Below are 12,905 nucleotides of genomic sequence, written 5' to 3'. Positions count from 1 at the left end.
AATGTCACAAGACTTACACTATATTACACGACCTTCAACTTTAAAAGAAAACGCTCCATTATTAATCATGTGTCATGGTTATGGCAGTGATGAAAATGATTTGTTTTCATTTGCAGAAGAGTTATCAAAAGAGCTTTTTATAATTTCAGTTCGCGCGCCGTATCAATTACAACCATACGGAAATGCTTGGTATGCTATTAATTTTGATGCTGAGCAAGGCAAATGGAGCGATAACGAACAGGCACAATTATCTAGAGATAAAATCTCAGAATTTATCGATTATGCGTGTAAAACTTACAGTGTAAATAACAATAATGTAACCTTACTTGGATTTAGCCAAGGTACAATTTTGAGTTATTCTGTAGCACTAACCTATCCTGAAAAAGTTAAAAATATCATCGCTTTAAGCGGATATATCAATGAAGATATTCTACCTAAAGATTTAGAAAAATCTAAATACGGTCATTTGGACTTTTATTGCTCACATGGTAGCGTTGACCAAGTAATTCCTGCAGATTGGGCTCGAAAATCGAAACCATTTTTAGATGCGCTCGGAATTAAAAATACGTATAGCGAATTTCCAGTCGGGCATGGTGTTGCACCACAAAATTTTTATGAATTTAAAACTTGGTTAGAAAAACGTATCTAGTTAATAGGATATAAAAAGTAATCGTCCAATTTGTAGATAATTTCGTTTTTATCAGTGACTTCGTAATTGATAAACAGCTCGCCCCAATGCTGGCCATCTGTAAAATTGGCTAAAATCCATTTATGATTCAACACGCGTATTTGGTCAATGATAATTTTAGATTCTGTCATTGAGGCAAAAGGCACAATCGGATGGTCAATACCTTCATAAACATTCATTTCTAAAAGACCATCTTTTAATCTAGCGACTAAATTTTCGGTATTGATACCTTTATTTTCATAATAATCTACAGCTTCCTGATTGCCTTCAAAAGTGAAATGAGACATATCAAAAATTTTATCATTTAAAGCATTGCGCTCATCTTCTAATTCAGCAACTTTTGCTTTATAGGTTTTGATGTCTTTTTCGTATTTGTCTAAAATATTTTTGTCATTTGTATACTGAAAAATAATTGCCAATACAGCAAAAATGAACAAGTACATAAAAAGTCTGCTTTTCATAAATCATATAGTAATTTGGAGATTATCGTACGCTAAAAAAACGTTATCTGGTAATTTTTGTTGCACCTCGTCATGAAAACCCATATGATGACTAATATGTGTTAAATAAGCGCGTTTCGGTTTTACTTTAGAGATAAAGCTTAATGCTTCTTCGAGATTAAAATGAGATACGTGAGGTTCTTCTCGTAAAGCATTCACCACTAAAACATCAAGATTTTGAAGTTTTTCTATTTCAGAATCTGCAACAGTTTTCATATCGGTTAAATATGCAAATTTATCAAACCTATATCCGTAGACTTGAAGTTGGTTATGATACCCTTCTATTGGTATGACCTCTAAATTTCCAACCTTAAAATTTCTACCATCAACTTGATTAACTTCAACATTTGGAGCGCCAGGATATTTGTTTTCTGTTTCAAAAATATAAGCAAATACGCGCTTTAACGCTTTTACAACTCTTTTATGAGCATAGATATCAATATCGCCTTGACGAAAGAAAAATGGACGAATATCATCTAAACCCATAACATGGTCTGCATGCTCGTGTGTAAATAATATACCATCTAATTTTGTGCACTTAGACCTTAACATTTGCTGCCTAAAATCTGGTCCGCAATCAATCACAAAATTATAATTGTTCCATTGAATTAACACCGAAACTCTAAGTCGTTTATCCTTTGGGTTTTCACTTAAACACACAGGATGTGTGCTTCCTATTACAGGAATACCTTGTGATGTGCCAGTGCCGAGAAAAGTGACTTTCAAATCTGTAAAGTTTAAGACAAAAATAAGACTAAATTTTTTGATTGCTTTAGTTAAATCGTACCTTTGTTATGCTTGAAAATTCAACAATAATGACGGAAATTAAGTATAAAGCAGACAAGGAATTTGAAAACATTCCTTCACTTAGAGATAAATGCCTTCGCATTAATCTTAACGCAGATATCTATGGAACATTTGCTGAAATTGGCGCAGGCCAAGAAACAGTAAGACAGTTTTTTAGAGCTGGTGGTGCTTCTGGCACAATTGCCAAAACAATGTCTGCCTATGATAAAGACTTTAGCGATGCCATTTATGGTATCGAGAATGATAGACGTTACGTTACCGAAGCGCGTCTTCGTAAAATGCTTAATCATGAGACCAATCTTATGGAAGAGCGTATTACAAGAGACAAGCATCCTGACAAAATGTTTTTTACATATGCCAATACTGTTGCTACCATTGATTTTGCAAAAAAATACAAAGGACACGGTTGGGTTGGTATTAAATATCAAGTAGAGCCAGATGGCGCTTACAATGAAATTGTGCTTCATATAAGATTTAAAGAAAATGATGCGCGTTTACAACAAGAAACACTTGGTGTTTTAGGTACAAATCTTATTTACGGCGCATTTTACAAATACAATGAGCCTAAAAAATTACTTCGTTATTTGTACGACCATCTAGATAAAGACCAATTAGAAATAGATACTATTAACTTTTCTGGACCTGTTTTTGAAGAAATTGACAATCGATTAATGAGTCTTCAACTAGTGAAAAATGGTATGACTGATGCCGTTATGTTTGCGCCAGACGGAAATAATGTTTTACCAGCAAGAGTTCTTTACAAAAAGAATATTTTAGCCTTACGCGGAAGTTTTAGACCTGTAACAAAGGTAAATATGGACATGTTTGAGAAATCTTACGAAATGTTCATAAAAGAAAATAAGGTTGAGAAAGAAAAAACTCAAGTCATTTTCGAAATTACATTATCTAACCTAAGAGCTGAAGGTGAAATTGACGAGCAAGATTTCATGGATAGAGCTCGGTTACTCTGTTCTCTCGGACAGACGGTTTTAATTTCAAACTTTAAAGAATATTACAAACTAGTTGAATATTTTTCTCAATACAGTAAAAACCGAATGGGATTAGCTATGGGTGTTAACAATCTAGTTGATATTTTTGATGAGAAATATTATCGCCATTTGAGTGGAGGAATTCTTGAAGCATTCGGTAAATTATTTTACAAAGATTTGAGGGTTTATCTATATCCAATGGAAAATGAAGATGGTAGTTTAACAACAAGCGAAAATCTTAAAGTCCATCCACGTATGAAAGAGTTATACAAATTCTTTAAATACAATGGCAAAGTAGTTGACATCAACGATTACGATTCTACAATACTTTCAGTATTCTCTAGAAAAGTTTTAGCTATGATTGCTGAAGGAAAAACGGGATGGGAAGACATGCTTCCGGAAGGAGTTGCAAAACTAATTAAAGAAAAAAGTTTATTTGGCTGCGAAACTGAAGAAGTAATGCACAAATAAGTCTTAAACTAATATAAACTTAAAAAAGCCTTGATTGTTTTAAAAATCAAGGTTTTTTTATTCTCTTATTTAAAAATGCTAAACCAACTCTAATATTTGAGCAGCGTGGTCTTTGGTTTTTACTTTATCAATAACGTGTTCTACAACACCGTCTTCATTAACTAAAAACGTTTTTCGGTGAATACCATCATATTCTTTTCCCATAAATTTCTTGTTTCCCCAAACACCAAAAGCATTAATAACTCCTTTGTCTTCATCTGCTAATAACGGAAACGGAAAATTATATTTATTTTTAAAATTTGTTTGTCGTTTTTCGCTATCAGCGCTAACTCCCAAAATTTCGAAACCTTGCTTCTGCAACTCTGCATAATTATCGGTTAAATTGCAGGCTTCGGCAGTACAACCTGGAGTACTTGCTTTAGGGTAAAAGAAAACAATAAGTTTTTTTCCTTTGTAATCGCTTAATGAAACCGGATTACCATCTTGATTATTTACTGTAAAATCGGGCACTTTATCGCCTTGCTTTAGTGTGTTCATAGTTGTAAATTTGAAATTCAATCAAAAGTACAATTAATGACAAAGCAAGAAAAGGTCAATTTTGTTATATCTAAGTTAAAAGAGCTCTATCCTACTATTCCGGTACCTTTAGACCATAAAGACCCATATACGTTGTTAATTGCTGTATTGATGTCTGCACAAAGTACTGATGTACGTGTTAATCAAATAACACCATTGTTGTTTCAGCGCGCAGATAATCCTTATGATATGATTAAACTATCTGTAGAAGAAATTAGAGAAATTATAAAACCTGTTGGATTATCACCCATGAAGAGTAAAGGTATCCATGGATTATCTCATATTTTAATTGATAAGCACAATGGCGAAGTACCAAAAACTTATGAAGAATTAGAAGCATTGCCTGCTGTTGGTCATAAAACAGCTGCTGTAGTTTTGTCGCAGGCCTTTGGTATTCCTGCATTTCCTGTAGATACACATATTCATCGACTAATGTATCGTTGGAATTTAACTAATGGAAAAAATGTGGTTCAAACAGAAAAAGATGCGAAACGCTTATTCCCAAAAGAACTTTGGAACGATTTACATCTTCAAATTATTTGGTATGGAAGAGAATATTCGCCAGCGCGCGGTTGGGATTTAGATAATGACATAATCACAAAAACCATAGGCAGAAAATCGGTGTTAAACGATTATTACAAAATGAAAAAATAAAAAACCCTAATTTTTAAAATTAGGGTTTTATAAACTAATTCAGAAGCGCTTCAAACTTCATATTTTTATAACAATTAACACGTAAAGCCTTAGAATAGTTCAGTAGAAAATCTACCGTTTCATTTTTTGGGTTAAGTTGAATTTGTTTAGGGTTTTGTTGAGAGTAAATTTTTGCCATTTGCGTAATTTTATGTTCCTATAACTACATTAACGCAAATAAATCTACATTATTATATCAATTTGTTAAAACGATATTATGTTGGTCAATCACCTTCCTTAAATTAATAAGTGCATAACGCATTCTTCCTAACGCTGTATTGATGCTAACACCAGTACGTTCAGAGATTTCCTTAAAACTCATATCTTGATACATACGCATCATTAACACTTGTTTTTGGTCATTTGGCAATTCTTCAATAAGTCGTCTAACATCAGATTCTACCTGATTTTTAATAATTGTTTTTTCTGCATTTAATGCCGAATCACTTAACACAGAAAAAATACTAAATTCACCAGAATTGTCAAATTTTGGCATGCGGCTATTACGTCTAAAATGGTCAATTACCAAATTATGAGCAATACGCATTACCCAAGGTAAAAACTTACCTTCTTCATTGTATTTACCTTTCTTAAGGTTTTTAATAACTTTAATAAAAGTGTCTTGAAAAACATCTTCAGTAATATCTCTATCAAAAACTTTTGAATAGATGAAACTGTAAATTTTTTGCTTGTGTCTTGTGATTAATACAGAGAGCGCATTTTCGTCTCCGTTAATGTAGTTCTTTACAAGAACCGCGTCTTCGATAAGTTTTCCTTTCATAATAGATACTTTAAGTCCAAAGCAGATGCTTTGACTGGGTTTTAAGCAATTTTTCTTAAAGTAATATTATGTTATAAGCGGTCTTTTTTAAATATTAATGAAATCAAATAAACAAGAATCATTCCAATTAAACAAACGCGTTTTAAAAAAAATATGCAATTTCTTTAAAATTTAACATTTAGAATACAATATCATCATTTTATGCAATGGAATACTTATGGTATCTTTGCACTTCTCAATTCAAGAAAACACTATGCATACTAAGGTTTTAGAAGCCAATCCAAAAACAAATATCATTATAAAAGGTGCTAAACTGCACAACCTGAAAAATATAGACGTGATCATACCACGAAATAAGTTGGTAGTAATTACAGGACTTTCGGGTTCAGGAAAATCGAGCTTAGCGTTCGACACCTTATACGCCGAAGGGCAACGACGTTATGTAGAAAGCCTAAGCAGTTATGCACGCCAGTTTTTAGGCAGACTTAATAAGCCAAAAGTAGATTATATAAAAGGAATTGCACCAGCAATAGCCATTGAGCAAAAAGTAAATTCCACAAATCCACGCTCGACCGTAGGTACAACAACAGAAATTTATGATTATCTAAAGCTTCTATTTGCAAGAATTGGCAAGACCTACTCACCTATTTCTGGAGATTTGGTGAAGAAACACCGCACTACAGATGTTATAGAATATATTAAAACATTTGAAGAACGCACCAAATTATTATTACTCTCACCTATTATTCTTGAGGAAGGACGAAGTATTGAAAACAAGCTAGAAACGCTTCAAAAACAAGGTTATGCACGAGTAAAAATTAAAGAAGATGTTGTTAGAATTGATGACGCATTAGAAAGAAAGCTTAAATCTGCTAAAGATGTTTATTTAGTCGTTGACCGAATTGTATTTCAAAATGAAGAAGATTTTCTCAACCGATTGGCTGATGCCGTAGAAACAGCATTTTTTGAAGGTGTTGGCACATGTATTATAGAGTCGCTAGACGATAAAAAACAAAAAGTATTTAATAACAGGTTTGAGTTAGATGGTATGACTTTTTTAGAGCCAAATGCACATCTATTTAGCTTTAATAATCCTTATGGAGCTTGCCCTAAATGCGAAGGTTATGGCGATGTCATTGGTATTGACGAAGATTTGGTTATTCCCAATACAGCACTGTCTATTTACGAGAACGCTGTTTTTCCGTGGCGTGGCGAAAGTATGAGTTGGTACAGAGACCAATTGGTAAATAATTCGCATAAATTCAATTTTCCTATTCATAAACCATTTTTTGAATTGACAGATGCTCAAAAAGCTCTAGTTTGGAAAGGCAATAAGTATTTTGAAGGCTTAGATAGTTTCTTTGCTGAATTAGAATCTAAAGCATATAAAATTCAGAATCGTGTAATGCTTTCACGCTATCGTGGAAAAACAAAATGCAATGTTTGTAAAGGCAAACGACTTCGAGAAGAAGCGAGTTATGTAAAAATTGCAGACAAAACCATTATGGATTTAGTGGATTTGCCATTGGACGAATTGGCCAATTTTTTTAAAGACTTAAAATTAAACGAGCACGATACAAAAATTGCAAAGCGTCTATTAAAAGAAATAAACACCAGGCTAGAATTCTTAGAAAATGTAGGTCTAAATTATCTCACATTAAATCGAAAATCTAACACACTTTCAGGTGGAGAAAGTCAGCGAATTAACCTGGCGACATCGCTTGGAAGTAGCCTTGTAGGTTCTACGTATATTTTAGATGAACCTAGTATTGGTTTGCATCCAAAAGATACCGAAAGACTCATAAAAGTGCTAAAGTCTTTGCGCGATTTAGGAAACACAGTCATCGTTGTAGAACATGATGAAGACATAATGAAAGCTGCAGATGAAATTATTGATATTGGCCCAGAAGCTGGAACTTTTGGCGGAAATGTAGTAGCTACAGGAACTTTTAATGATATTATAGCCGCCAACACTTTAACAGCAGGTTATCTTAATGGCAAACTAGAAATTGAATTGCCTAAAAAACGCCGTACTTCTAAATACAATATTGAAATTATTGGTGCTAGAGAGAATAACCTAAAAAATATCAATGTCAATTTTCCCTTGAATATGCTAAGCGTGATTACGGGTGTTTCAGGAAGTGGAAAAAGTACGTTAGTAAAGAAAATACTTTATCCTGCTGTACAAAAAAAATTAACAGGTTTTGGTGACAAACCAGGACAGTATACGGAACTGAAAGGTAATTTCTCAAACATTGAGAGTGTAGAATTTGTAGACCAAAACCCTATTGGTCGTTCATCGCGTTCAAATCCTGTTACCTATATTAAAGCTTATGATGATATTCGCTCGTTGTTTGCTTCTCAAAAATTGAGTAAAATCAGAAATTATCAAGCCAAACATTTTAGTTTTAATGTAGATGGCGGACGTTGTGAGACTTGCAAAGGCGAAGGAGAAGTGACAATAGAAATGCAATTTATGGCAGATGTTCATCTCACGTGCGAAACTTGTAACGGTAAACGCTTTAAAAAAGAAGTGCTTGAAGTGAAGTTTGAAGACAAGTCCATCGACGATATTCTGAATATGACCATCGATGATGCAGTAGCATTTTTCAACACACATAAACAAGATAAAATTGAACGAAAATTACAACCTTTAAAAGATGTTGGTTTGGGCTACGTAACACTAGGTCAATCCTCTTCTACACTTTCTGGTGGTGAAGCACAGCGCATTAAATTAGCTTCATTTTTAGGTAAAGGGTCTCGTGGCGATACTACACTTTTCATTTTTGATGAGCCTACAACTGGACTTCATTTTCATGATATCAAGAAGTTACTAAAATCCTTTCAAGCGTTGATTGAAATCGGACATTCAATTATAGTTATTGAGCACAACATCGATTTAATCAAATGCGCTGATTACATTATAGATTTAGGACCTGAAGGCGGAAAAAACGGAGGTCGATTAGTCGCACAAGGCACACCTGAGGATGTTGTTAAAGACAAAAAATCTGTTACAGGCAAATATTTGGAAGAAAAATTATAAATACCGCTCCTTAATAATTCGATTATGATGGTTCTCATGACCAGTTAAAATATATCCAATAGCACGAACGGAAATTGCCGAACCACTCGCCTTTCCTATAGATTGTAATTCTAAATCATTAAACGATTTAAATAATGAAATTGAAGAATGTCTTACAGAAACATATTCATTTAATAATGTATCTAAGCTTCTGTTGTTAGCTTTTGAAGATGCAACATAATCATCTTGCTCAAAACCAGCCAATTCAGTTCTGTCTTGTCTCGCAATACGCATAGCGCGATATGCAAAAATACGTTCGGTATCAATAATATGAAGTAAAATCTCTTTTGGTGTCCATTTACCATCTGCATAAGCAAACTCTAACTTATCTTTAGGTAAATTTCTGTAAAAATCTACAACACTTTCAAGATTCGTAGTTAAACTTTCTACGATGCTATTGGCTTTAGTTGTACCGTCGATATACAACTTGTAATATGGATTATATTCTTCTGATGATAAATTCATTTATAAAAGGTTTAGATGATAAAATAAAAAAAGCCCTAGTAGTTTACTAAGGCTTTGATATTAATATTATTATTTTTTACAATTCATTAAAAATAGTATGCATTAAACGTTTTTTATCGTTGATACTTTCCTCCAATGAAATCATAGTTTCTGTACGATAAACGCCATCAATATCGTCTAACATAAAGATAATATCCTTGGCGTGCATCGTGTCTTTTGCTCTAATTTTACAGAAAATATTAAATTTTCCCGTAGTTATGTGTGCAACCGTTACGTAAGGTATTTGCTGAATACGTTCTAGTACAAATTTAGTTTGTGATGTGTTTTGAAGAAATACACCTACATAAGCTATAAACGAATAACCTAATTTTTTATAATCTAAGGTTAAGGAAGAACCTTTAATGATTCCTGCTTCTTCCATTTTTTTCACTCTAACATGAACTGTACCAGCAGAAATTAATAATTTTTTTGCAATATCTGTAAATGGAATACGCGTATTATCGATAAGCATATCCAAAATTTGGTGGTCAATTTCGTCTAATTTAAACTTTGCCATTTTTGTTTTTTATTGAATTATATGCAAAATTAAAACATTTTTATTGAAAAAAAATAACTAATTGTCTAATTTTTTAAGATTTCAACAAGATTTTACGATAATTTAACATTACGAAAACGATTTCGTTACCAAGCTCTAATGACTGACCAACTTCATCTGTAATAACTTGCTGATTTCCCTCAATAATTTTATGACCAAAATAACCATCGAGCTTCTCTATTTTTTCTACAATAGGAATGAATTTAACTTCTGAATTTTCTAATGTTTCTTTATACTGAATTACGACATCCACAGATTTTACAGAATCAGCAGACAACTTTACATTTCTGATTATAACATCATAAAAATTCTTTTCATTTTCAGGAATCAAAAAATAATCTTCATAGACAATTGCATCTAATTTTGAAATTGAATTTAAACCATGATACAAAGCACAAAACGTGAAATAGCGCACGGCTTCTCTATCGTAATCGTTGGCATAGTGACCAGCTTCATACAAAACCGTTGGTATACCAAAATTTTGAAACGTATCACCAACACAATTAATATTAAATCCATCATCATACCGACCAATTGCATCTGGCAATTCGCTCTGCATATTTTTGTTTATATATGAGATAACCTTCATGGCGTCGATTCTGGCTGTAGTAATAGAACGTTCGGCATCTGCTGATGGCGATAAGAACGAAAGTGTAGCGACATTTCCAGTATTTCCCGCACCGAAAATAGTGCGTTGCCCGTGGAGATTAAAGCAAAAATCAGGTTCAAACGTTTCAAAACATTTTCGCAAAACCTTACTTTCTGGCTGGGATAAGTTTTGTGCGTCACGATTTAAGTCAATATTATTTGGATTTAAACGCGTGTAAGCCTTAGCTCCATCAGGATTTAGCATAGGAATAATTAGCAAAGTGTAACTATCTAAAATACTATTAAACGGACTTTGATTGCTTTTAAAGATGTTGAGCATATCAAATAGTGCCTTTGTCGTTGTCGATTCATTACCGTGCATTTGAGACCACAACAAAACTTTTGTTTTTCCATGGCCAACTTTTATAGAATGAATTGGCAAATTATTTACTGAATATCCTATAACCGAAACTTCAAAAAAAGCGCTCATTTTTTCAATAAGCGGAGACACATGATTAGGCGAAATATAACGCCCAAAAAGTGATGTTTCTTTATAAGAATTATATAGACTTTTTAAGTGAGTAGAATTCATTAATTCAATTTTGTATGACAAAGGTATACAATTGTAAATTTACATTTGTAAACAGTTTGATTATGACGATTTGTTATTTATGTAAACAAGTTTGATTTTATAATCGTTACAAGTTTCACCACATACTGAAAAATATGCAATAGAAAAATTAATATTTATTTATTTATTTATATTTCAGTTATTTAAATACAATTATTTAAATCTTTAGTCTAATTAAAAAATATTAAATAAATAAATATTTAGGATTGTAAAACAACTAATGTTACATTTGTAACGTATATAAATCACATTTAAAGTTTACAATGATAAACATGTCGGAATTTACAGAACGTTTACAAAAAATCATTAAATTTTATGACGAAACTGCGTCTGGTTTTGCTGAAAAAATTGGTGTACAGCGCTCAAGTATTTCGCACATTTTGTCGGGCAGAAATAAACCTAGTTTAGACTTTGTAATGAAGGTGCTACAAGCCTACCCTGAAGTAGATTTATATTGGCTAATGAATGGGAAAGGTCATTTTCCAACTGAATCAAAAAAAGTGGTACATACTGAAACTTCAAAATTTTCAGAATCTCATCCGGAACCAAAAACCGAATTTCCGATATCAACCTCAAAATCTTCAGAAATTGAAAAAATTATAATTTTTTATAAAGATGGAAGTTTTAGAAGTTACGAGAATTAAGAAGGCCTAAATTCTTATTTTTGTAAAACGAAACGTAAAGTATTTATATTGATAAAGAATTCGGCTTCAAATAAAGCTTTTACAGAAACTTTCACAAAAAAATGAAATACTATACTATTTTTTTCTTATTACTCCTATTTACAAGCTGTTACAATGTAGAACGCAATTGTGCAGATTTTAAAACCGGTAAATTTGAATTTAATTACAAATTAGATGGAGAAGACAAAACTGGAACATTTATAAGAACTGATGATTTTAGTGTAGATTATTTTGATAATAAAATAGATTCCTCTTCTGTTCGCTGGATAAATGATTGCGAATTTGTGCTTAAAAAACTTAATCCTAAAAGCATATCTGAGGATGATGCAATTCATTTTAAAATATTGACGACTACAGATTCGTCTTACACGTTTGAATACAAGTTAGCTATTAAAAAACCTAGTCAAAAACTAAGAGTCGAAAAAGGAACTGCTTACAAAATTAATTAATCATGATAGAATTTTTATTATCTGGTGACGCTATCATTGCTTTGGTAACACTAACTTTTCTTGAAATTATTCTGGGTATAGATAATATTGTTTTTATTTCCATAGCTGCCAATAAATTACCAGAAAATCAGCGAGGTAAAGCTACAAATATAGGTTTGGTTCTTGCCATGGTGCAACGTATAATTCTATTATTTTTCGTTTCTTTTTTGGTGGGTTTAAAAGAACCATTTTACGAATTTGAAAACTCGTGGTTAGAACTCCATCTTAGTTGGCAAGCCATAATTCTTTTTGCTGGTGGATTATTTTTAATTTATAAAAGCACGTCTGAAATACGTGAAAAAGTAGAAACGCCAACTCATGACGAAAATAACGTTAAAAAACGTGTAATTAATTCTTTACAACAAGCTATTGTTCAAATTTTAATAATTGATTTTATCTTTTCGGTAGATTCTATTTTAACCGCCATCGGAATGACAAATAATCTTCATCCAAATTCTAATTATAGTTTGGTCTTAATGATTATAGCTGTAGTTATATCAATTGTAATAATGATAGGTTTCGCCAATGGTATTCGAAAGTTTATTGACAAACATCCCAGTATGCAAGTTTTAGGTTTGGCTTTTTTAATTTTAATAGGATTTATGCTTATTACTGAAGCAGCACATTTATCTAACACTACTTTTTTCGGAAAAACAGTTGGTGCTATACCTAAAGGGTATCTCTATTTTGCTATTGCCTTCTCGTTATTTGTAGAATTTTTAAACCAAAAATTAGCACGTAACAAATAATTTAAAACTTTTTGGCTCTGGAATAGGAATGTCTTTAGGTAGTGCCACCCATATCTTTGTGTTCAATTTCGCCTTCAAATAAATAGGTTTATGTACCACCAATTTGAGGATGTTGATCT

Annotated in this window: 15 protein-coding genes; 7 read left to right on the top strand and 8 right to left on the bottom strand. The window is 32.3% G+C overall.

What is annotated here, in order from left to right; all coding sequences use genetic code 11:
- The first annotated feature begins 1 nt into the window (after position 1).
- Entirely contained in the window at positions 2–649 is a 648-nt protein-coding gene (locus ACFQ1Q_RS00775; RefSeq protein WP_386126968.1) for an alpha/beta hydrolase, read from the top strand.
- Here ACFQ1Q_RS00775 and ACFQ1Q_RS00770 read toward each other — a convergent pair.
- Positions 646–1,149, bottom strand: coding sequence for a hydrolase (locus ACFQ1Q_RS00770; RefSeq protein ID WP_386126966.1), 504 nt, complete (start codon positions 1,147–1,149; stop codon positions 646–648). The genes ACFQ1Q_RS00775 and ACFQ1Q_RS00770 overlap by 4 nt on opposite strands.
- A gap of 3 nt (positions 1,150–1,152) precedes the next feature.
- Positions 1,153–1,914, bottom strand: coding sequence for an MBL fold metallo-hydrolase (locus ACFQ1Q_RS00765; protein WP_386126964.1), 762 nt, complete (start codon positions 1,912–1,914; stop codon positions 1,153–1,155).
- An 89-nt stretch (positions 1,915–2,003) separates the two neighbouring features.
- Here ACFQ1Q_RS00765 and ACFQ1Q_RS00760 point away from each other — a divergent pair, with 89 nt between their 5' ends.
- Positions 2,004–3,455 (top strand): TonB-dependent receptor, encoded by a 1,452-nt coding sequence (locus ACFQ1Q_RS00760; protein ID WP_386126962.1) that lies wholly within the window; start codon positions 2,004–2,006, stop codon positions 3,453–3,455.
- Between the two features lie 78 nt (positions 3,456–3,533).
- On the opposite strand, the gene bcp is transcribed toward ACFQ1Q_RS00760, so the two are convergent.
- Positions 3,534–3,992 carry a thioredoxin-dependent thiol peroxidase gene (gene bcp / locus ACFQ1Q_RS00755; protein ID WP_386126960.1) on the bottom strand — a complete coding sequence of 153 codons (459 nt, stop codon included), beginning with the start codon at positions 3,990–3,992 and terminating at the stop codon, positions 3,534–3,536.
- A gap of 36 nt (positions 3,993–4,028) precedes the next feature.
- Between bcp and ACFQ1Q_RS00750 the strand changes: the two genes are divergently transcribed.
- On the top strand, positions 4,029–4,685 hold the full coding sequence (locus ACFQ1Q_RS00750; RefSeq protein WP_386126958.1) for an endonuclease III domain-containing protein: 657 nt from the start codon (positions 4,029–4,031) through the stop codon (positions 4,683–4,685).
- A gap of 34 nt (positions 4,686–4,719) precedes the next feature.
- Here ACFQ1Q_RS00750 and ACFQ1Q_RS00745 read toward each other — a convergent pair whose 3' ends face one another.
- Together ACFQ1Q_RS00745 and ACFQ1Q_RS00740 are read right to left on the bottom strand one after the other, a co-directional pair.
- On the bottom strand, positions 4,720–4,863 hold the full coding sequence (locus ACFQ1Q_RS00745; RefSeq protein WP_386126956.1) for a hypothetical protein: 144 nt from the start codon (positions 4,861–4,863) through the stop codon (positions 4,720–4,722).
- 57 nt (positions 4,864–4,920) lie between these two features.
- Complete coding sequence (locus ACFQ1Q_RS00740) at positions 4,921–5,505, bottom strand: RNA polymerase sigma factor (RefSeq protein WP_386126954.1); 585 nt, start codon at positions 5,503–5,505, stop codon at positions 4,921–4,923.
- 253 nt (positions 5,506–5,758) lie between these two features.
- On the opposite strand from ACFQ1Q_RS00740, the gene uvrA reads away from it, so the two are divergent.
- A complete protein-coding gene (gene uvrA, locus ACFQ1Q_RS00735) occupies positions 5,759–8,548 on the top strand; it encodes an excinuclease ABC subunit UvrA (protein WP_386126952.1) in 2,790 nt (929 codons plus the stop codon).
- Here the strand turns inward: uvrA and ACFQ1Q_RS00730 are convergent.
- The 3 genes from ACFQ1Q_RS00730 to ACFQ1Q_RS00720 form a co-directional block, all read right to left on the bottom strand.
- Positions 8,543–9,052 (bottom strand): DinB family protein, encoded by a 510-nt coding sequence (locus ACFQ1Q_RS00730; protein ID WP_386126950.1) that lies wholly within the window; start codon positions 9,050–9,052, stop codon positions 8,543–8,545. The two genes, uvrA and ACFQ1Q_RS00730, sit on opposite strands and share 6 nt — an antisense overlap.
- 76 nt (positions 9,053–9,128) lie before the next feature.
- Entirely contained in the window at positions 9,129–9,608 is a 480-nt protein-coding gene (locus tag ACFQ1Q_RS00725) for an Lrp/AsnC family transcriptional regulator (RefSeq protein WP_386126948.1), read from the bottom strand.
- Positions 9,609–9,681: 73 nt separating this feature from the next.
- The gene (locus tag ACFQ1Q_RS00720) at positions 9,682–10,827 is read right to left on the bottom strand and encodes a M14 family metallopeptidase (RefSeq protein ID WP_386126946.1); all 1,146 of its coding nucleotides are present in this window, start codon (positions 10,825–10,827) and stop codon (positions 9,682–9,684) included.
- A 302-nt stretch (positions 10,828–11,129) separates the two neighbouring features.
- On the opposite strand from ACFQ1Q_RS00720, the gene ACFQ1Q_RS00715 reads away from it, so the two are divergent.
- The 3 genes from ACFQ1Q_RS00715 to ACFQ1Q_RS00705 all read left to right on the top strand — a co-directional run bounded on the left by ACFQ1Q_RS00715 (position 11,130) and on the right by ACFQ1Q_RS00705 (position 12,786).
- Complete coding sequence (locus ACFQ1Q_RS00715) at positions 11,130–11,510, top strand: helix-turn-helix domain-containing protein (RefSeq protein ID WP_386126944.1); 381 nt, start codon at positions 11,130–11,132, stop codon at positions 11,508–11,510.
- 101 nt (positions 11,511–11,611) lie between these two features.
- Positions 11,612–11,998, top strand: coding sequence for a hypothetical protein (locus tag ACFQ1Q_RS00710; RefSeq protein ID WP_386126942.1), 387 nt, complete (start codon positions 11,612–11,614; stop codon positions 11,996–11,998).
- A gap of 2 nt (positions 11,999–12,000) precedes the next feature.
- The gene (locus tag ACFQ1Q_RS00705) at positions 12,001–12,786 is read left to right on the top strand and encodes a TerC family protein (protein WP_386126940.1); all 786 of its coding nucleotides are present in this window, start codon (positions 12,001–12,003) and stop codon (positions 12,784–12,786) included.
- Positions 12,787–12,905 lie beyond the last annotated feature (119 nt).

Source organism: Winogradskyella litorisediminis (genome assembly GCF_042675765.1).
In the GTDB taxonomy this organism is placed as follows: Bacteria; Bacteroidota; Bacteroidia; order Flavobacteriales; family Flavobacteriaceae; genus Winogradskyella; species Winogradskyella litorisediminis.
The sequence above is the reverse complement of the archived record's forward strand: the minus strand, read 5'-3'. Positions and strand labels throughout refer to the sequence as shown.

Excerpts from the sequence above, each read along its gene's own strand:
- ACFQ1Q_RS00760 (WP_386126962.1), top strand. The coding sequence starts at position 2,004 with ATGACGGAAATTAAGTATAAAGCAGACAAGGAATTTGAAAACATTCCT.
- ACFQ1Q_RS00745 (WP_386126956.1), bottom strand. The coding sequence starts at position 4,863 with ATGGCAAAAATTTACTCTCAACAAAACCCTAAACAAATTCAACTTAAC.
- bcp (WP_386126960.1), bottom strand. The coding sequence starts at position 3,992 with ATGAACACACTAAAGCAAGGCGATAAAGTGCCCGATTTTACAGTAAAT.
- ACFQ1Q_RS00740 (WP_386126954.1), bottom strand. The coding sequence starts at position 5,505 with ATGAAAGGAAAACTTATCGAAGACGCGGTTCTTGTAAAGAACTACATT.
- ACFQ1Q_RS00720 (WP_386126946.1), bottom strand. The coding sequence starts at position 10,827 with ATGAATTCTACTCACTTAAAAAGTCTATATAATTCTTATAAAGAAACA.
- ACFQ1Q_RS00715 (WP_386126944.1), top strand. The coding sequence starts at position 11,130 with ATGATAAACATGTCGGAATTTACAGAACGTTTACAAAAAATCATTAAA.
- ACFQ1Q_RS00730 (WP_386126950.1), bottom strand. The coding sequence starts at position 9,052 with ATGAATTTATCATCAGAAGAATATAATCCATATTACAAGTTGTATATC.
- ACFQ1Q_RS00725 (WP_386126948.1), bottom strand. The coding sequence starts at position 9,608 with ATGGCAAAGTTTAAATTAGACGAAATTGACCACCAAATTTTGGATATG.
- ACFQ1Q_RS00775 (WP_386126968.1), top strand. The coding sequence starts at position 2 with ATGTCACAAGACTTACACTATATTACACGACCTTCAACTTTAAAAGAA.
- ACFQ1Q_RS00750 (WP_386126958.1), top strand. The coding sequence starts at position 4,029 with ATGACAAAGCAAGAAAAGGTCAATTTTGTTATATCTAAGTTAAAAGAG.
- ACFQ1Q_RS00770 (WP_386126966.1), bottom strand. The coding sequence starts at position 1,149 with ATGAAAAGCAGACTTTTTATGTACTTGTTCATTTTTGCTGTATTGGCA.
- ACFQ1Q_RS00710 (WP_386126942.1), top strand. The coding sequence starts at position 11,612 with ATGAAATACTATACTATTTTTTTCTTATTACTCCTATTTACAAGCTGT.
- ACFQ1Q_RS00705 (WP_386126940.1), top strand. The coding sequence starts at position 12,001 with ATGATAGAATTTTTATTATCTGGTGACGCTATCATTGCTTTGGTAACA.
- uvrA (WP_386126952.1), top strand. The coding sequence starts at position 5,759 with ATGCATACTAAGGTTTTAGAAGCCAATCCAAAAACAAATATCATTATA.